18 protein-coding genes are annotated in these 19,321 nt (G+C 45.8%); 2 read left to right on the top strand and 16 right to left on the bottom strand.

The features are described from left to right. Positions 1 to 1,164 carry an acetyl-CoA C-acyltransferase FadA gene (gene fadA / locus KIH87_RS00995; protein ID WP_232359678.1) on the top strand — a complete coding sequence of 388 codons (1,164 nt, stop codon included), beginning with the start codon at positions 1 to 3 and terminating at the stop codon, positions 1,162 to 1,164. Between the two features lie 164 nt (positions 1,165 to 1,328). Here the strand turns inward: fadA and KIH87_RS00990 are convergent, their stop codons facing one another. The 7 genes from KIH87_RS00990 to KIH87_RS00960 all read right to left on the bottom strand — a co-directional run bounded on the left by KIH87_RS00990 (position 1,329) and on the right by KIH87_RS00960 (position 8,597). Further along, positions 1,329 to 2,309: a GGDEF domain-containing protein gene (locus tag KIH87_RS00990; RefSeq protein ID WP_232359677.1), complete on the bottom strand. Its 981-nt coding sequence runs from the start codon at positions 2,307 to 2,309 to the stop codon at positions 1,329 to 1,331. Between the two features lie 82 nt (positions 2,310 to 2,391). Beyond that, positions 2,392 to 2,874: a VOC family protein gene (locus KIH87_RS00985; RefSeq protein WP_232359676.1), complete on the bottom strand. Its 483-nt coding sequence runs from the start codon at positions 2,872 to 2,874 to the stop codon at positions 2,392 to 2,394. Next, positions 2,853 to 4,232, bottom strand: coding sequence for an aldehyde dehydrogenase family protein (locus KIH87_RS00980; protein ID WP_232359675.1), 1,380 nt, complete (start codon positions 4,230 to 4,232; stop codon positions 2,853 to 2,855). Before KIH87_RS00980 ends, KIH87_RS00985 begins: the two co-directional genes overlap by 22 nt. Before the next feature lie 111 nt (positions 4,233 to 4,343). After that, a complete protein-coding gene (locus KIH87_RS00975; protein WP_232359674.1) occupies positions 4,344 to 5,213 on the bottom strand; it encodes an SDR family NAD(P)-dependent oxidoreductase in 870 nt (289 codons plus the stop codon). A 12-nt stretch (positions 5,214 to 5,225) separates the two neighbouring features. Beyond that, entirely contained in the window at positions 5,226 to 6,173 is a 948-nt protein-coding gene (locus KIH87_RS00970; protein WP_232359673.1) for an alpha/beta fold hydrolase, read from the bottom strand. 24 nt (positions 6,174 to 6,197) lie between these two features. Continuing rightward, the gene (locus KIH87_RS00965) at positions 6,198 to 7,019 is read right to left on the bottom strand and encodes an SDR family NAD(P)-dependent oxidoreductase (protein WP_232359672.1); all 822 of its coding nucleotides are present in this window, start codon (positions 7,017 to 7,019) and stop codon (positions 6,198 to 6,200) included. 75 nt (positions 7,020 to 7,094) lie between these two features. Further along, on the bottom strand, positions 7,095 to 8,597 hold the full coding sequence (locus KIH87_RS00960) for a flavin-containing monooxygenase (RefSeq protein ID WP_232359671.1): 1,503 nt from the start codon (positions 8,595 to 8,597) through the stop codon (positions 7,095 to 7,097). A gap of 184 nt (positions 8,598 to 8,781) precedes the next feature. Between KIH87_RS00960 and KIH87_RS00955 the strand changes: the two genes are divergently transcribed. Continuing rightward, a complete protein-coding gene (locus tag KIH87_RS00955; protein WP_232359670.1) occupies positions 8,782 to 9,471 on the top strand; it encodes a TetR/AcrR family transcriptional regulator in 690 nt (229 codons plus the stop codon). A gap of 93 nt (positions 9,472 to 9,564) precedes the next feature. Here KIH87_RS00955 and KIH87_RS00950 read toward each other — a convergent pair whose 3' ends face one another. From KIH87_RS00950 to mutL, 9 genes are all read right to left on the bottom strand, one after another. Next, positions 9,565 to 10,863, bottom strand: a complete 1,299-nt coding sequence (locus KIH87_RS00950) for an adenylosuccinate synthase (protein ID WP_232359669.1) — start codon at positions 10,861 to 10,863, stop codon at positions 9,565 to 9,567. Positions 10,864 to 11,091: 228 nt separating this feature from the next. Continuing rightward, positions 11,092 to 11,277 (bottom strand): DUF2065 domain-containing protein, encoded by a 186-nt coding sequence (locus KIH87_RS00945; RefSeq protein WP_232359668.1) that lies wholly within the window; start codon positions 11,275 to 11,277, stop codon positions 11,092 to 11,094. Further along, positions 11,270 to 12,436, bottom strand: a complete 1,167-nt coding sequence (locus KIH87_RS00940; protein ID WP_232359667.1) for an aminotransferase class V-fold PLP-dependent enzyme — start codon at positions 12,434 to 12,436, stop codon at positions 11,270 to 11,272. The genes KIH87_RS00945 and KIH87_RS00940 overlap by 8 nt, the downstream gene beginning before the upstream one ends. A 159-nt stretch (positions 12,437 to 12,595) precedes the next feature. After that, positions 12,596 to 13,480: a protease modulator HflC gene (hflC, locus tag KIH87_RS00935; RefSeq protein WP_232359666.1), complete on the bottom strand. Its 885-nt coding sequence runs from the start codon at positions 13,478 to 13,480 to the stop codon at positions 12,596 to 12,598. Between the two features lie 3 nt (positions 13,481 to 13,483). Beyond that, the gene (hflK, locus tag KIH87_RS00930) at positions 13,484 to 14,650 is read right to left on the bottom strand and encodes an FtsH protease activity modulator HflK (protein WP_232359665.1); all 1,167 of its coding nucleotides are present in this window, start codon (positions 14,648 to 14,650) and stop codon (positions 13,484 to 13,486) included. Between the two features lie 33 nt (positions 14,651 to 14,683). After that, positions 14,684 to 15,976 carry a ribosome rescue GTPase HflX gene (hflX, locus tag KIH87_RS00925; protein ID WP_232359664.1) on the bottom strand — a complete coding sequence of 431 codons (1,293 nt, stop codon included), beginning with the start codon at positions 15,974 to 15,976 and terminating at the stop codon, positions 14,684 to 14,686. A 27-nt stretch (positions 15,977 to 16,003) separates the two neighbouring features. Next, positions 16,004 to 16,249: an RNA chaperone Hfq gene (gene hfq / locus KIH87_RS00920; RefSeq protein WP_232361404.1), complete on the bottom strand. Its 246-nt coding sequence runs from the start codon at positions 16,247 to 16,249 to the stop codon at positions 16,004 to 16,006. A 116-nt stretch (positions 16,250 to 16,365) separates the two neighbouring features. After that, entirely contained in the window at positions 16,366 to 17,295 is a 930-nt protein-coding gene (gene miaA, locus KIH87_RS00915) for a tRNA (adenosine(37)-N6)-dimethylallyltransferase MiaA (protein ID WP_232359663.1), read from the bottom strand. 17 nt (positions 17,296 to 17,312) lie between these two features. Further along, positions 17,313 to 19,313 (bottom strand): DNA mismatch repair endonuclease MutL, encoded by a 2,001-nt coding sequence (gene mutL / locus KIH87_RS00910; protein WP_232359662.1) that lies wholly within the window; start codon positions 19,311 to 19,313, stop codon positions 17,313 to 17,315. Between the last annotated feature and the right edge of the window lie 8 nt (positions 19,314 to 19,321).

Here is a 19,321-nt window from a genome sequence, read left to right as displayed (position 1 = left end):
ATGAAAGACGTAGTAATCGTAGACGCTATCCGCACCCCGATGGGGCGCTCAAGAGGCGGTGTATTCCGTAATGTAAGAGCAGAAAGCTTATCTGCTCACTTGATGACAAGCTTGTTAAAGCGTAACCCTTCTGTTGATCCCAAAGAAGTGGAAGACATCATCTGGGGTTGTGTACAGCAAACTAAAGAACAAGGTTTTAACATTGCTCGTAACGCTCAATTGTTAACTGACATCCCCCGCTCTACTGGCGCGGTAACGGTTAACCGTTTGTGTGGTTCTTCCATGCAAGCGCTTCACGATGCTGCTAAAGGCATCATGATGGGCATGGGTGACATTTATCTGGCAGGTGGTGTTGAGCACATGGGTCACGTACCGATGGATTTCAATGTTGACTTCCACCCAGGTTTGGCTCGTCACACAGCAAAAGCGTCTGGCAGCATGGGCTTAACCGCTGAATTGCTGGGCAAGCAAAACGGTATCACTCGTGAAATGCAGGACGAGTTCGGTGCTCGTTCTCACCAACGCGCTCACAAAGCCGCTTTAGAAGGCTTGTGGGACAACGAAATCGTTGGTATTGAAGGCCACGACGAAGCTGGCAGATTAATCCTTGTTGAGCAAGACGAAGTGATTCGTCCAGAATGTACGGTTGAATCCTTAAGCGCTCTGCGCCCGGTATTCGATCCAGCCAACGGTAGCGTTACAGCAGGTACTTCTTCTGCGATCTCTGACGGTGCTGCGGCATTGTTGGTAATGTCTGCCGACAAAGCAAAAGAGCTTGGCCTGACACCTCGCGTGAAGATCCGCGCAATGGCAACCGCAGGCTGTGACGCTGCCATCATGGGTTATGGCCCAGTACCAGCCACTCAAAAAGCATTGAAACGTGCTGGCATGGATATCAAAGATATCGAAATTGCTGAGTTCAACGAAGCCTTCGCAGCACAGGCATTGTCTTGTATTAAGGTGCTTGGCTTGCTGGATAACTACGACGACATGGTTAACCTGAACGGCGGCGCGATTGCATTGGGTCACCCACTAGGTTGCTCTGGCGCGCGTATTACCACTACCCTGATCAACCTGATGGAAGCCAAAGACAAGTCTATTGGCCTTGCCACCATGTGTATCGGTTTGGGTCAAGGTATCGCGACTATTTTTGAAAGAGTGTAATTGCTTTTAAAAGCGTCATTGCTCGTTCAACATTGTTGAACAATAGATAGCAAAACGGGAGGCACTAGCATTAGCGCCTCCCGTTTTTTATTGCATGAACAGAATTAAGATCTGAAAAATCTCCGAAACCAGAATAAGCGTCGCCCTGAATTTATTTCAGAGCCTTACGCCGATTGCACCTGATTTCTACCACCGTTTTTGGCACGATATAACGCTTCATCCGCTCGAGAGATCAAACTCTCCATTGCCTCACCTTTTCGATGCTCACTCACGCCAATCGAAATCGTCAGACGCGGTAGGCGCTGTTTGGTTTTCGCACTCACAAAGCGCAGTTTTTCAACTTTAGCTCGAATATCGTCAACAAACATCTGCGCCGCTTTCAAATCCGTATCTGGCAACAAGAGTAAAAACTCCTCTCCACCATACCTGAACGCTTCCCCACAATCGTTGGTGACTTCCTGAAGTAATTTGGCGATACGGCGCAAAATTACATCGCCGATTAAGTGCCCGTACTCATCATTGAACTGCTTGAAATGATCAATATCGATAATGGCAGCATTGAGCTTCGACTTGGACAATTCGTTCACATAAAAGTCGAACATACGCGTCAAGCCATGACGGTTTAACAGCTTGGTGAGAGGATCGGTCAGCGCCTCCATACGTGCTGTTGCCAACTCATCTTTAATCGTCTGTGCGTGTTTTTGCGCTTCTTGAACAAACTTATCAATACGTTTGTGTGAAGTTTTTATCGCTTCGGTTACCGCTCGAATCTCGTCTAACGCTATAACATTATCAGCACTAATACCTTGCACATGCTCATCAAGTTGGCGAATAGCAGAGCTGGACTCTGAGCTGGCAGACCCCAATCCATCTATCGTTTCACTTAACTGATAAACACAGGCTTCATCACGCTCGACGCGATTGCTGATAAATTGCTGATATAGAGATTCTAAGGCGTAAGGGTCAATAGCTTTGGTCTGGATATATTCATTAAGCGAATCCACCAAGTCCTGATTGACCCCGGAAATATATTCATATGCGACAGCGTAATTCACAGGGTTACTCGCCAAGCGATACTCATCTAATAAGGCTAACGCTTGACGCATTTTTACCTGTGAATCCGCGTAAGAATCATGGTATTTCATTAATAATTTTGCTGCCTGCTACTTCTGGTGAATATTAATCCGCCAGGCCAATTTTTCACTCCTTGAGCAGCATACTGCAAAACTACTTGCTGGAAAACAATTTCCCCATATCTTTGAAACTTTTAAATTCCAGAGCATTTTCAAATGGGTCAAATAAAAAGAAGGTTCCTTGCTCGCCCGGCTTACCAGCGAACCGAATATAAGGTTCGATATACATAGTATAGTCCCTTTCTTTAAAGCGATTGGCTAAATCTTGCCATTGCTGCCAGGGAAGCACGATACCAAAATGGGGAACTGGAACATTTTTACCATCAACCTGGCTATACCCAGCAACTCCAGGCATATTTTCAACTTCATGAGTGACCAATTGATGACCATAAAAATTCCAGTCGATCCAATGGTCACTTCTGCGCCCTTGTGCACACCCCATGATGTCGCCGTAAAAATGCTCAGCTTCATTAATATCCGTTACCGGTATAGCCAAATGAAAGGGCGCTAAATGAAATGGTGACAAATCTGAAGGAGAAATAACGTCGCTCACAACTAACTTAACCTCTTTAACCATTTTAATTTGCTGTCAGTATAGGGTGGATATCGTAAATCCACATCCATCATGAAACTGCGTTTCATGACTGACTTCATATGACTAAATGTCTCGAAGCCCGCTTTACCGCTGTAACTTCCCATGCCGCTAGTACCCACACCACCAAAAGGCAATTCCTTATTAGCCATAAACATCATGCCGTCGTTAATACAAACGTTACCAGCCGTAGTTTCATTTAGAATTTGATCTTCCAGTCTCTGATCCTTAGTAAAGATGTACATAGCCAGAGGTTTAGGACGAGCATTAATCATTGGTATTGCGTCAGTAATCTTGTCTACCGTGATAATTGGCAAAACAGGGCCAAAGATTTCCTGCTGCATTAAAGGTGAATTCAAATCAGGATCCATGACTAACGTCGGGGCAATAAACAAAGATTCTTCATTATGTTCACCGCCGTACACAACATTCTGCCCTTCGAGATAGCCTAAAATGCGTTGCCAATGGCGATGATTGATAATTCGCGCATAATCAGCACTACTTGCGGCATTATCACCACCATAAAACTGCTGTATCTTGGCTTTCATTGCTGCGACAAACGTATCAACAAATGACTTTTCGACCACCACATAATCTGGCGCAACACAGGTTTGTCCCGCATTCATCCACTTACACCAGGCAATACGCGAAACCGTAACCTCAAGATTTGCAGTGCTATCGACAATACACGGGCTCTTGCCACCCAATTCCAGGGTGACAGGTGTGAGATATTCAGCCGCAGCTCGCATCACGATTTTGCCTACCGCTTCACCGCCCGTATAAAGAATGTGATCGAAGTGCTGCTTCAACAATTCTGTCGATTCTTCGACGCCGCCTTCAACCACGGCAAAGGCGTCTTTATCCAGATATTGAGGTACTAATTCGGCAATGAGAGCAGAGGTATGAGCAGCCAATTCCGACGGTTTTAATACCACACAATTACCCGCAGCAACGGCAGCTATAACAGGCGCCATGACCAATTGATAAGGATAGTTCCAGGCACCGATAACAAGCACAGTGCCTAAAGGCTGAGGCTGAATATAGCTTTTGCCCGGCTGTGCTACCATTGGCGTAGACACCTTGCGCGGCTGCATCCACTTACGAAGCCCTTTTAAAGCGTGATCGATTTCAGAGTTGATATAGCCAACTTCAGCACTCCAGGCTTCTAACTCACACTTATTTAAGTCCTTCACCAACGCATCTTTAATGCGCCCTTCCTGCTCCACTGTCATCTTCTTAATTTGTTGCAGCTGAGCAATACGCCAATCAATACTGCGAGTTTTACCCGTAGCGAAATACTCTCTGAGGTGATTGACGTTTTTTGCGATATCTTCTAATTGCATAACAACCCAAATAGAGCCTGTGATAAAAATGTTATCGAATGAGTAATAGCCCTTAAACTATGTCACTCATCGGATGACATCAAGTATTAACGAAAAATAAAGCAACAAAGTTTATAGGGAAGCTTTTTGCAACGCCCTACTCCGCCACTTAATCACCGCATTAAAGAAGCGTTGATAACCCGCCGGGAATAGCCTTGCCGACCAGTCAAAAACGCGGGAATCGGCTCCAATCAATACTCGGCGCTTATTCTTATTCACGGCATTCAAAATGATCTCAGCGGCTTTTTCGGGCGTGGTAATAAAGGTGCGTTCAAACTCGGCAAGCGCCTTTTGTTTGTCGGTTCCGGTGACTTCCTGAACACTGTCCGACATTCTCGCCGACTTGGCGATATTAGTCTTGATACCGCCGGGATGAACACAGGTGGCACTCACGCAAGATTCCGTTAAATCCAAATCTTGCCGCAAGGATTCTGTGAACCCTCGCACAGCAAACTTACTGGCATTGTAACCACTCATCATGGCTTGGGCAGCGAGCCCCATAGTGCTGGAAATATTGATAACGTGGCCTTCACCTGACTGTTCCAGATAGGGCAAAAAGGCTTTGGTTCCGTATATCACGCCCCAGAAGTTAATGTTCATGATCCATTGATAATCTTCAACAGACAAAGCCGCCACCGTTCCCGAAAGCGCAACCCCGGCGTTGTTGAATATCAGATTAACCTTACCATGATCCGCAACCACTTTATCAGCCCAAGCGAACACCGCCTTTTGATCAGAGACATCAAGTACAGTCTGAGTCACTTTCACGCCCAGCTTTTCTCCAACAACCTGAGCCTGAACTGCTGTTTCAACTAATCCTTGTTCATTGATATCCGCCAATGCCAGATGACATCCCTGCTGCGCTAAATTCAAGGCTAATGCCCGCCCAATGCCAGAACCGGCACCTGTAATGGCGGCAACTTTATTTGTAAAATCTTTCATTAAGACTTCCTGTTAAAGCGACTGTTTTTCAATGAAGTTACGCACTAATTTGGCGCTTTCTGCGGGAATTTCCAACATAGGCATATGACCAATGTTCTGCCAGACATGAGTCTCGATATTCGGCACGCCGTTTTTCCAAACCTCGACACTGCTGACATCAATGATCTGATCCTGTTCACCCCACAACAGCAACATGGGCGGAGCAATCTGGTTAAGCTTGTCCTCCAACAAATCCTGATGATGGATTTGCGCAAAGATGTGGCGCAACTCCAGCTTTCTTTCGCGATATTTTTCAGCAACCGCTGCCAACATAAAGTCCGGGATCCAGGGCGGCTCAGCCATCGTCATAGCAAAAAACTCGTCAAACTCCTGACGATTATTCACCTCAAACGGATTTCGACCGTTTTGCAGCATGTTATCCATCACACTTGGTTCTGGAGCTACCACTCCAGAAGGGTTGAACAAGGTCACGGATAACGTTTGCAGAGGGTAATGCAACGCAAATTGAGCACTAATCAAGCCGCCCATAGAGTTACCGACCAAGTGAGCCTTTTGCACATTCAATGCCGTGAGGAAACGCTGTAAACGCTCGGCCTGAACCGGTGTTCTATAGCTCCAATCCGGATTAAATCCGGTTTCACCATGCCCTGCCATATCCGGGATCAGCACATAATATTTGTCGAAAAAATGCTTTGCGAAACGCGGCCACACGTTCTTGTCTGCACTGTACCCATGTAACAACAACAAGGTTGGGCGTTGGCTGTGATTGTCGGGTAAATTGGCGTAATACGTCATTTGCATATCGCCAATATCCACCTTGTACGGCTGCAAACCGTAGAGTTCTGCTTCTAACAGCATTCCCTCTTTCACCACCGCCTGACTCACACTCAAAGGCAACATGGCGGGTAGCACAAAGATGGATGCCAAAAGCACGGTAAGAATTACTAAAGTCTTTTTCATTCGCGCTATCCGGTTATTGTTTATTTATTGCTTATGACGGGGGTAATCGCTCAAGTCGATCACCTTTTTAAGTTCCAGCCATGCCGCTTTGCATTGCAATCCAAGCGGCAGCAAACGTGTACCTAACCAGGCGCGAAATGCACCGCTACCGTACACAATACGGGGCTTGTTTTTACTAATACTATGTAGCAAATGTTCCGCGAGTTGTTCCGGCGGAGTTTTTAGGAAATGTTGCGCAAAGGGCTGGCTTTCATTGGCTTGAGCAATGTTCGTGGCGATACCGCCGGGATGCAGCAAGTGAACCTGAATCGGGCTTTCCTGTAGTTCGCACATCAAGGCTTCGGTGAAACCCCGAACAGCAAATTTGCTGGCGCAATAATCGGCATGATTTGGCGTGCCAATTAGGCCAAAAATGCTGGAAACATTCACGATCACGCCCTCATTCCGCGCTCTCATATGCGGTAGAAATAATTGGGTTAATCTCACCACAGCGAAGTAATTCACTTCCATGACTCGACGAAAAACCGCGTCTTCCGTTGCCCACACAGGCTTGGCTCGACCTTCGATGCCCGCGTTATTCACCAGTATATGAGCGCCGCCAAAACGGGATTTTACTTCTTCGGCGAACTGTTCCGCTTCCTTTGCATCAGTAATATCCAAGACAACAGAAAGCGGTTCTTTGGCGCTGATATCGGTGAGCATTTTTGCGGTTTCATCCAAGCCTTTTGCGTCTTTATCACACACAGCCAGTAACGCGCCTTTTTTAGCAAATGCCAGCGCTGTCGCACGTCCAATACCGGAACCAGCTCCTGTAACAACAACCACCTTGTCAGTGAATGTTTTCATTATTGCCTCTTTTAAGTTATCGCCCAGCTAACCTGTTTTTATCACCAGACAGATTCATCCAAGCTCATTTGCAGCTTATTTATCTGCAAACTGATGATCCGCCTTTTTAAAGTTATTCGCCCAGCGCCGAAAGGTGAAACTAAAGCCAGGAAACATGGCAATGACCTTGCCACTTTTGCTCTTATACCAACTGTTGCAGCCACCGGTTTGCCACACGGTTTTCTTCATCTCCTGATGAATATGGTCTGTGTATTTCTGCTCGGCATCAGGCTTTACTTCAACGCTTTGGTGTCCACCTTGTCGCACCGCTTTAATGCTATGCATGATGTACTGCATCTGCGATTCAATCAGGAACAAAGCCGATGTATGACCAATGCCCGTATTGGGGCCGGTAACAATAAACAGGTTAGGGAAACCCGGTAGCGCAGTGCCCAAATAAGCTCTGGGATAATCCTGCCAAAACTCAGCAATGGTTTTCCCTTCGCAACCGATCACGGGGTAGGAGATCACGCCATCTGTCGCGTCATACCCAGTGGAATAGATAATCAAATCCAACTCATGCTCGACACCATCCTGCGTGATAATGCCTTTTTCGGTGATTTCCTTAATACCGTTATGCTTGTCATGCAAAGTGACATTATCTCGACAATACGCGGGATAGAGCGTGCTGGACAGGATCACGCGCTTACATCCCAGGGTGAAATCCGGGGTGACTTTGCGCTGCATCTCGGGGTCGGCAATTTGTTGTTTGATGAAGGCTCGCGCTTTTCGACCACCAATGATCTCTAACGCCAGTTGAGAGTATTTGAACCCCACAACCCGAAATTCCAACGCCCAATAAATGGAAGTTCTCAACGCTTTATAAAACCACTTGTTACGCAATAGCTTGCGTTGCCATCCAGAAAACACACGATCAGGTCTGGGTAACACCCAATGTGGTGTACGTTGAAACACATCCAGATGAGCAACATCCGGTGCAATCGCCGGGATCACCTGTGCCGCACTGGCACCACTGCCAATAATGGCGACACGTTTACCTTTGTAGTCGTAGGAATGCTCCCAGTTGTTGGTGTGGAAGGACTTACCTTTGAAACTATCGCGACCTTTGAAATTTGGGATAACAGGCGTACTGAGAGGACCAGATGCATTAATAACGAAACGGCTGCAATAAGGCTCGGCTTTGCCATCGACATGGATAAACCACAGTTGCTGCGCTTCATCCCATTGAATCTTATTCACATTAGCGCTGGTTTGCGTTTTCTCTCGCAGCCCGTGTTTATCAATCACATGGTTAGTGTATTCGTGTAGCTCATGCTGCTCAGCAAACATTTGCGACCAGTCATAGGGCTCGGAAGAAATGGAATACAAAGGTGAAGGCACATCAACGGCGGCTCCAGGGTAGGTGTTCTGACACCAGGTTCCGCCCATAAAATCGCGCCGCTCTAAAATGAGAAAATCGGTGATCCCCTCTTTTGTCAGATTTAGCGCGGCGATTTGCCCACCAAATCCACTGCCAATAATAATGGCTTCGTAAGTTTTGCCTGTATTCTGTTTAACATCGCTATGCGCGTTACTCATTGCTCATTCCTCTCGTCAGAGGCTTGTTCAATTGAAACAGGTGAGAGCACCATCCAAGCCTACTAATCTGACTACACACGTCTTCAAAATAAATTAAATCTGATGACGCGTGTTGTCAAATTGATTTTATCTGGCATAGAATCAAACAAATCAGGCTTTCAAAGTAAAAATTAAACAGGCTCAAATGGACGCTCCCAAAGAAGCAAAAGCAGAAATTCAAAGTGAAAACAGTGAGCATTCTGGTTCCAACGGAAGGAATTACAGCGGTCTGACCTTAGAACAACGCAAAGCCAAACGTCGAGAGCAATTTATCACCGCAGGTATAGAACAATTCGGCAGCAAAGGCTTTCATTCAGTGACGGTGCGAGGCATTTGCCGTGAAGCCAAACTCACCGACCGCTATTTTTACGAATCCTTCGGCAGCCTGGAAACGCTGTCGATGGCAGTGTACGAACACTGCATGAATGAACTGGTATCCAAAATACTGGAAACCATAGGCAAAGGCATCGAAAATGGCACACTTCGCCAAGCCATGAAGGCTGGCATTGATGTCTATTTTCAAGAAGTGGAAAATCCCCAAATCGCGCAAATCTGCTTGCTTGGTCTCGAAGGCATCAGCCCCGACATAGACCAGATGTATAACAACTACATCCAGAACATCGCCAAAACCTACATCTCGGTTATCGAACAAGCCTACCCAAACTGGCAGCAACCCGAAGACGAAAAAGCCGTCATCGGCCTCTCGGTGGTTGGCATACTGCGCCAAACCGCCACCACCTGGGTAGTCAATGGCTACGACAAACCCCGCACAACACTGGTCGCCGGGACTTTTATGTTAATTGAAGGGTTGTTGAATTTGATTGAGGGGAAGTGAATTATCATTAAAAGTCGTTAGCTTTTAATAAAAAAATGCCGCTCACCAACGATGAGCGGCATTTTAAGAACCATCGCGATCAGCTTTCGCTAATTACGCGTCGTAAGGATGACGTAGTACGATAGTTTCAACGCGGTCTGGGCCTGTTGATACGATGTCGATTGGAACACCGGTGATTTCCTGCAAACGTGCGATATAGTTTTTCGCAGCTTGAGGCAGTTCATCGTAAACCTTCACGCCAAAGGTGTTTTCGCTCCAGCCCGGCATTTCTTCGTATACTGGTTCGATTTTCTCATAATCGTCTGCTGCCATTGGTGGAACGTCTTTAATCGTTCCATCGGCATGGCGATAACCTGTACAGATCTTGATGGTTTCAATACCATCCAGAACATCCAGTTTGGTTAAGCAAAAGCCGGTAATTGAGTTGATTTGTACTGCACGTTTCATGGCAACCGCATCAAACCAGCCTGTACGGCGTTTACGGCCTGTTGTTGCACCAAACTCATGGCCTTTAACACCCAAATGCTCACCCACTTCATCGTGTAGTTCTGTTGGGAATGGGCCGCTACCAACACGGGTAGTGTAGGCTTTTACGATACCCAGTACATAGTCCAGCTTTAATGGGCCAAATCCAGCGCCAGTAGCCACACCACCAACAGTGGTATTAGAAGAGGTAACGTATGGGTAAGTACCGTGGTCGATATCAAGCAGAGTGCCTTGTGCGCCTTCGAACATGATTCTGTCGCCACGAGCGTGAGCTTTATCCAGCATGTCGGTGACATCAACAACCATTGACTTCAGTGTGTCTGCAATCGCCAACGCATCTTGCAATACCATGTCGTAGCTGACAGGTTCTGCTTTGTAATAGTGTTGCAGCACGAAGTTGTGATACTCCATCACTTCTTTCAATTTGGTAGCGAAGCTTTCCGCACAGAACAAGTCACCTACACGTAAACCACGGCGTGAAACCTTGTCCTCATATGCAGGACCGATGCCGCGCCCAGTTGTCCCGATAGCCTTGTTTCCACGGGCTTGTTCACGAGCCTGATCCAATGCAATGTGGAATGGCAGAATAAGTGGACATGCTTCACTGATGACCAAACGTTCGGTAACCGGCACACCTTTGTCTTGTAGCATTTGCATTTCTTTTAGCAATGCTTCGGGGCTAAGTACAACACCGTTGCCGATAACGCATTTTACGTTGTCGCGCAGTACGCCTGATGGGATCAGGTGCAATACGGTTTTTTCTCCATCAATTACCAAAGTATGTCCGGCATTGTGACCACCTTGATAACGTACAACATAGGCCGCTCTGTCAGTTAATAAGTCAACGACCTTGCCTTTACCCTCATCCCCCCATTGGGTGCCGAGTACAACTACATTGTTTGCCATGAAAAGTTTGAATCCAGTAGTAAATTAGGCGCAGATTCTAACAAACTTGCGCCTGAAAATTCATCTTTTTATCCCTAGATATTTCAGATATTTTGCTTAGAGATTCGACAGCGCCCAAACACGGCTCGTTTAAGGCTTGCGCCTACGCGACCGAACCTTTGATGAATATAAGTTTAGCTTTTTGTTTCTTAAGTCTTTTTTAACGTTGAGCCTGGTTTGCTCCAAGTTTCATTGCATAAAAAAGAGAAACATCAGGCCAATTGTCACCATCACACCACCAATTTGCCTTAACAGCGATAAAGGCTGTTGGGAGAGCTGCATAATGTAATTTTTCCATCGACGCGGGAACAAGAGTGGCCCCGCACCTTCGATAATCAGAACAAATGCGAATGCCATCCAAAAAGCGTCAGCCATTCATTTCCTCCAAACAAGTTAAATCAAAATCTTCAGCATTCTGATACAAAGCGAAGCCAAAGCGCAAACAATCTCCCCGCCAATCGGTGTGCACACCTTTGGCTTTCATATATTCCCCCAGCGCTTGCGTTTTTTCTGCACTTTCCAGCTTAAACGTGAAGAAATGCCCATGATGGTTGAGATTATCCGCCAATAAGGTTTGAGCGTTTAAATCCGGATGATCCAGCGCATATAAAAGCCTCAGGAAATGATCTTGCAACTGCTGTACATAGTGATGGATCTTTTCTACCGACAGCCCAATCTCCTGCATCCATTCAAACACAGCCAGTAAACGATACATACCTGATAAATCCATGGTTGCGCCAGCATAATGATTACCTGCCGTCGCATAGCGAACACTTTCCGCTCTGGCTCCTGAAAGCGCGCCGAATTCCGCAAACCAACCTGTATAAACGGGTCTAAAATCAGCATCTTTCGGTACATGCATAAAGCACACGCCCTCACCCGCTTGTGCGTACTTGTATCCGCCAGCCAGATAGAACACTCGCTCTGCGATAGGCTGCAAATCAGCAGGTAATGCCATGAACCCGTGATAACCGTCCACCACAATCAATCCATCTATATCTTTAATCTCTTCGATCAAACCATTCAAATCGCGAAGCGCCATGCCTGAATTAAAAAATACGTGGCTGAAAAAGACTAACGAAGGGTTGTACTGTCTGACCGTTTCAACAAATCGCTGCTGAAAATCCTGCATGGGCTGAACAGGCACTTTAATCACAGTGAAATTTTCGAGTTCAGACAGGCGATCGGCTTGGCGGTTAAAACTGTGAAATTCACTATCGGTTGTAACTATGCATTGCGGCTTTGTAAAGTCTAGCGTGCTAATTACTCGAAACAACAATTCATGGGTATTGGGAGCCAGAACGATATTTTCTGGCATTCCTGTATTCAGGGTAGAAGCAATGAATTGCTGCAATTTAGGCAACTTTTCCCCAAAGAAATAATTCCATTTATCATCCACCCATTGAGCTGAATCATCCCAATATTGCAACATGGCGTCGCGGGTTACATCTGGCCAATAATGGTGACTATGACAGGCAAAATGTTGAGTGTTGGGATGACGCTTGAGAAAACCTTGATAATACTGCTTATACATACTGCGGATACTTCTTTTACTACTAATCCCATATATGGGGTTAACTAAATACAACCACCTAAGTATGAAGCATTATCCTGAAAAGCAAAAAGCACCCGGCTGGGTGCTTCTTGAAATAGTGTAAAGCTAAATTGCTAGCTTGCTTACAAAGGCTGCTGATTACTTGCCTTTAGCATCCTTCATATATTTGAAGAAATCGCTGTCTGGTTCAACAATTAAGATATCTTGCTTGCTGTTAAAGCTCTCTTTGTAAGCATCCATACTACGTAAAAAGCTGAAAAATTCAGGATCTTTCGAGTATGTTTCTGCATATATTTTTGCTGAGCCTGCGTCACCTTCACCGCGCAATTTTCTGGCGTTACGTTCAGCATCAGCCAGCATAATTGTTACACGACGATCAATATCTGCACGAAGAAATTCAGATTGTTCCTGACCTTGAGAACGGTGCTCTTTCGCTACCGCAGTACGTTCAGCTCTCATACGTTCAAAGATGGAGCTACTGACTTCAACAGGCAGGTTAATTTGCTTAACTCGCACGTCAACAATCTCGATACCCAGTTCATCCGAACTTTGTGAAGATTGCTCTAATGCTGCATCCATCAATTCAGAACGTTCGCCTGAAACGATTTGTGAAATGGTGCGAGTACCGAATTCAGTACGCAAACCGTTGTTCACTTTCTGTTTCAATAGTGCTTCAGCCAATTCTTTCACACCACCACGAGTTGCCAAATAATACTTGGCAAAATCCTTGATACGCCACTTCACATAGGAATCAACGATCAAGTCTTTCTTCTCAGAGGTAACGAAACGGTCTGGAGCATCATCCAAAGTTTGAATACGTGCATCCAAATGTTTTACCTGATCAAAAAACGGTAATTTGAAATGTAATCCAGGCCCGTAAACAATAGTTTCATTGCTCTCCGATTCACGCTTTACCTTACCAAACTGGATAACGATACCGCGTGTACCTTCCTTAACAACGAAAACCGAACTAAAGCTCAATAATCCCAATGCAATCAAGATAATTAACAGTAAATTCCTCATTGCCTAGTTCCTCCCACTATTGAAACGGTCGCCGCGGACACCATCGGATGAAGTCGTAGGTGTATTAGTGCCAGAAGTTGGACTATTACGTAGGCCTTCAATAGTGCTACGAGACTTGGCGGGAGTGCCTGTTGAGCCGGAATTCTCCATGATCTTGTCTAATGGCAAGTACATCATGTTGCCACTACCTTTACTGTCGACCATGATTTTACTGGTGTTGGAATAGACTTGTTCCAATGTTTCCAGATAGATACGACGACGAGTTACTTCAGGAGCAGCCTGGTACTGAGGTAGCAATTCCTCAAAACGAGCTACTTCACCTCGCGCTTCCAAAATCACGCGCTCTTTATAAGCTTGGGCTTCTTCTTCCATACGGCGAACCTGACCACGAGCACGTGGTTCAATTTCTCTGGCATACGCTTCCGCTTCACGAATGAAACGCTGTTCGTCTTCCTGAGCGGCGATGGCATCGTCAAATGCAGCTTTTACCTGCTCTGGCGGGCGAGCATCTTTAAAGTTCACGTCGGTGACCACTATACCCATATTGTATGGCGCAATAACGCTATCCAGTTCTTCACGAACCTGTTGTCTTACAACCTCACGACCACTAGTCAGGATGTCGTCCATCTTGGAATGACCAACCACGTAGCGTAATGCCGCATCCAAAGCCTGACGCAAACTCTTTGATGGGTCTGTGACAGAGAAAGTAAATTGGTAAGGTTCAATAACCTTATACTGAACTTCCATTTCCACACTAACCACGTTTTCGTCTTCTGTTAGCATGAAACCCGACGCTGGCAAATAGCGAATAGTTTGCACATCCACTGGCACAACAGTATCAATAAATGTGGGGCGCCATTGCAAACCAGGCTCAACCAATTTGTTGAACTGTCCAAAGCGCATCACAACGCCACGCTCAGCTTCACGTACCGTATAGAAACCGCTGATACCCCAGATCACGACCAGAATAGCGACGATCAGACCCAATCCCAGATTGCCGAAACTCAGCCCTCCAGAACCACCGCCTCCACGACGTCCACCAGAACCACCAAATTTCTTAAACACATTCTTGAGAATGTCGTCTAAGTCTGGAGGCCCTTGATCACGACCACCCTGGTTCTTCCAGGGATCTTTGTTATTGTTGTTACTCCCGGGCTCGTTCCAAGCCATCTCTTTCTCCGTCAATTAATTATTTAACATTGCTTAGTGCTTATGCACCAAATACGAAGTCAGATCACCGTCAACGCGCTTAATCAGGCGTTGCCAGTCTTTGGCTGGCATTCTGACATCCACCAGCCAATCACCATCTTCGGCATATTCTTCCGAAGCGATACAATTCAAACCAAATAATGCACCGCGAAGTTTACCCTGTTGTGGCGGAATGCGTAATTGATATTGCACCATGTTATCCGCCAAACACTCAGTGAGGGCATTAAATAATAAATCAATACCTCGACCTTGCTGCGCCGAAACCCAGATTCTTTCCGGCTTACCGTCTTCATTCCTATCAATGCGGGCTTCAATTCCTTCCAGTCGGTCGATTTTGTTACAAATCACTAATTGGGGTACTTCACCAGCCCCAATTTCTTCAAGAACTTCGTTAACCTGATCGATATTTTCGCGAAACTTCTCGTCCGAATAATCCACCACATGTAGCAACAAGTCGGCAGATTGGGTTTCTTGCAATGTTGCTTTAAACGCTGCCACCAGGTCATGGGGCAAATGACGAATAAACCCAACAGTATCCGCAAGAATAACAGAGCCAATATCTTGCACGTCTATTTTTCTAAGTGTTGGATCTAGCGTAGCAAAGAGTTGGTCGGCTGCATAAACACCGGCAGAAGTTATCGTGTTGAATAGAGTCGATTTACCAGCGTTGGTGTAACCCACCAATGACACTGTTGGTATTTCATTGCGTACTCTGGCTCTACGCCCTTGTTCACGTTGCTTCTCAACTTTTTCTAAACGACGCTGAATGCTTTTGATACGCTCACGCAATAAACGACGATCGGTTTCAAGCTGGGTTTCCCCGGGGCCTCTCAGACCAATCCCGCCTTTTTGGCGCTCAAGGTGAGTCCAACCACGAACCAGACGTGTGGAAATATGTCGTAACTGCGCTAACTCAACCTGTAGTTTACCTTCGTGGGTTCTGGCTCGTTGTGCAAAAATATCAAGAATAAGCGTGGTTCTATCCAACACTCGACATTTGCAAATTGTTTCCAGATTACGTTCTTGCGAGGGACTTAAGGCATGGTTAAAAATAACGACATCCGCTGAAGACGCCCTTACTGCATTGGCAATTTCCTCTGCCTTACCACTACCTACAAAGTACTTCGCATTAGGAGTGCGGCGCGTCCCCGTTACAACCTCAACGGTATTCACGCCAGCAGAAGACACTAACATTTGCAGTTCTTGCAAGTCTTCCCTGGATGTTTCATCTGAAAAATTAATATGAACCAGAACGGCCTGTTCACCAGCTTCATAACGGTCAAACAAGCATGGAATCCTCAGTAAACATTAGGTTTAGGCGTTGTCCCCATCATCGTTGTTGCTAATAGCCATGGGTATCGCTCTGGCTGGCACAACTGTGGAAATCGCGTGTTTGTAAACCATCTGACTCACTGTATTTTTGAGCAGAATAACAAACTGATCAAATGACTCAATTTGTCCCTGCAATTTAATACCGTTGACCAGATAAATCGACACGGGAATACGCTCTTTACGAAGAGCATTTAAAAAAGGATCTTGGAGTGATTGTCCCTTTGCCATCATGTGCCTCTTTTTGATCTTCTAGTTATTTAGTTATTGTTTTTATTACTGCTTTATGAGATTCAAGCCAGTATACAGTATTTAAAATCCCTGTATAGAGTGAAGACTGACCCCATTTAGGACTTGGTACAATTTAATACAACATTTACATTATCAGTATTAAAAGTATCAAGCCAAGTGACGTCTTTCCAGCCTCGTAACCAGGTTATCTGCCGCTTGGCTAACTGCCGTGTTGCAGCAACCGCTTTATCTTTCATTTCTTGCAAGTTTAGCTCACCCGTCAAGTATTGCCACATTTGCCTGTAACCAACGCAACGCATTGATGGTAAATCTAAATTTAAATCTCCACGAGCAAGCAATTTAGCAACTTCAGCTTCGAACCCAGCCGCCAGCATTTGTTCAAAACGCTGTTCAATTAACTGGTGTAACACGGCTCTGTCCTGCGGCGCGATTGCAAACTGAGTAAAGTGGTAAGGAGCCGGGTCACAATTATCTCGCATTAAATCGCTCATCGCTTTACCACTCAAACGATACACTTCTATCGCTCGCATTAATCGCTGAGGATCATTAGGATGAATGCGCTGTGCCGATTCCGGATCCACAATTTGCAATTGCTTATGCAAGCTTTCCCATCCATGTAGCTCAGCTTCTTTTTCAATCTGTTTACGAATATCGGCATCAGATGCCGGTAATTGAGCAATTCCATCAATTAATGACTTGAAGTACAACATCGTACCTCCTACCAATAACGGAATTCGCCCTTTTGCGGTAATGTCCGCCATTTCCCGCAATGCGTCTCGACGAAATTCGGCAACAGAATAACTTTCCGCCGGATCCAGAATGTTGATCAAACGATGTGGAGCTTCAACCAACTCTTCAGCCGTTGGCTTGGCGGTTCCAATATCCATATCTCGGTATATCAACGCTGAATCAACACTGATAATTTCACAAGGAAGCACCTTGGTAAGGGCAATCGCCAATGCGGTTTTGCCCGAAGCTGTAGGCCCCATAATGCTGATTGCGGGAGGTAATGAGGTGTTAGTCATTGATATCTTTTAACGAGTTATTGAACCGAAGGCTCTTTAGTTAAATTTAAGTGTTGAGCTACCCAGTCGGCAACTGGCACTTCCATCAGCAAGCCATTCAGGGAATTATCTTCTTTACCTAATATGAGCGCAAACCGTTGCCATAAGGACATTGCCAGAACATCATCATACACTTTGCTTTCAGCAATCATGACCGTTGCAAATGCCAGTATAGGATTAGTTTGTAGCTGCTCATGTTGCAACAGTTCAGGCAAATACATCGCCCAATTAACCTGACGATAACCAGCAGGTACTTTGCGCAAGACTAAACGTTTATCAACCGGAATAAGCTCAATAGACAATTCACTCAACGCCCTGCGTTTTTCATCCAGGTTTTCTTTAATTGACTTGTCCATTGGCAGAGAAATCGGCATCAGTAACGGTTGTGATACTGGCACTTGCTGCCGCCACGAAGTGATTAGCTCCTTACGCTCCAAAGCCACCAGCGAGATCAGATAAAAAGACGCCTGCTTTTTTAGCAATAAATGACTGGGCTCAACAAATACACATTCTGCCAATTTATCACTAACAGCATGATGACTAACGCTAACACCAGCAGCTTCCGCAGAAAAAGATGGCGCAGCTGTAGACATCAAATTTTGATAATTATTCGAAGCCGTTCTCTGCTGCGCTGACCCAATATTTCTACTGCCAACCATATTTCTTCGTTCACCAAAAGGCGGCCTTCCCGTCCCCATAGCACCCGATGAATAGGCTGACGAAGGTGAATGCTCACTTACCCCATGTGTAATTCGATCCGAAGTATTGTTCGGTGCTTGAGACACATCATGCGTTAAAGGCTTGATATATTGGTGCGACGGCTCATTGGATGACAATTGAGTATATTGCACCGGATTGAGCTGATGCACTTGAGGTGCTTGAAGCTCGTGTGAATCTTGCGGTTCTTGCGACTTTTGTGATGTTGAGGAACCCCAAACAGGTTCAGAATTGAAAGCTTGCTCTTGCTCAAACCCCCGTTGCATCTGCTGTTGCAATGCATCGTTTACGGTCTTGTAGATAAAATCATGTACCAAACGAGCTTGATGAAAACGCACTTCCTGTTTGGTTGGATGTACATTCACATCCAACATGGATGCGGGCATCTGCAAATACACTACATAAGCTGGATAACTGTCGGATGGAATTAACCCTTCGTAAGCCTGACGAATAGCATGAGCAATCAGCTTATCCTTCATCATCCGCCCATTAATATAAACGTATTGCTGATCATTCTGCGCTCTTTCACCGCCAACACCCGCTAGCCAGCCATGAAACTGAATAGCCTGATACTCGCTGGCAAACTCAATCGCCGTATCTTGAAAGGCTTTGCCGCATATTTGCGCTACACGCTTTAACTTCGCCGCTTCGTTTTTCGCAGCCGCAAACTGGCGCACAATCTTATCGTTGTGTCTCAGCACAAAATGTACGTCAAAATGGCTTAAAACTGCGCGTTTGAACAGCTCATCAATATGGGTAAACTCGGTCTTTTCTGTGCGCAGGAACTTACGACGTGCTGGCGTATTGAAAAACAAATCCTGCACATCAACACTGGTTCCATTAGGGTGAGCAGCGGGTGTAATCGCCACTTCCATATCGCGGCCTTCACATTGAGCTTGCCATGCTTCTTCTTGTGCTGCGGGTTTGGAGGTTAAGGTTAATCGTGATACCGAGCTAATACTGGCTAACGCTTCGCCACGAAACCCCAAACTGACAATATTTTCCAGATCTTCCAGAGTGTGGATCTTACTGGTGGCATGACGACTTAAAGCGAGCCCCAATTCATCTTTTTCTATTCCAGCGCCGTTATCGCGGATCAAGACTCGCTTATGGCCGCCTTTAACAATATCGACCTCAATACGGGTCGCGCCTGAATCCAGACTGTTTTCCAATAACTCTTTAACAACCGAGGCAGGGCGTTCAACCACTTCACCCGCAGCGATTTGGTTTGCCAATCGCGCAGGCAATATTTTAATGCTCAAGAATTCTC

This window comes from Paraneptunicella aestuarii, from assembly GCF_019900845.1.
GTDB lineage: Bacteria > Pseudomonadota > Gammaproteobacteria > Enterobacterales > Alteromonadaceae > Paraneptunicella > Paraneptunicella aestuarii.
Note: the sequence above shows the minus strand (reverse complement) of the source record. Positions and strands in the feature narration are given on the sequence as shown.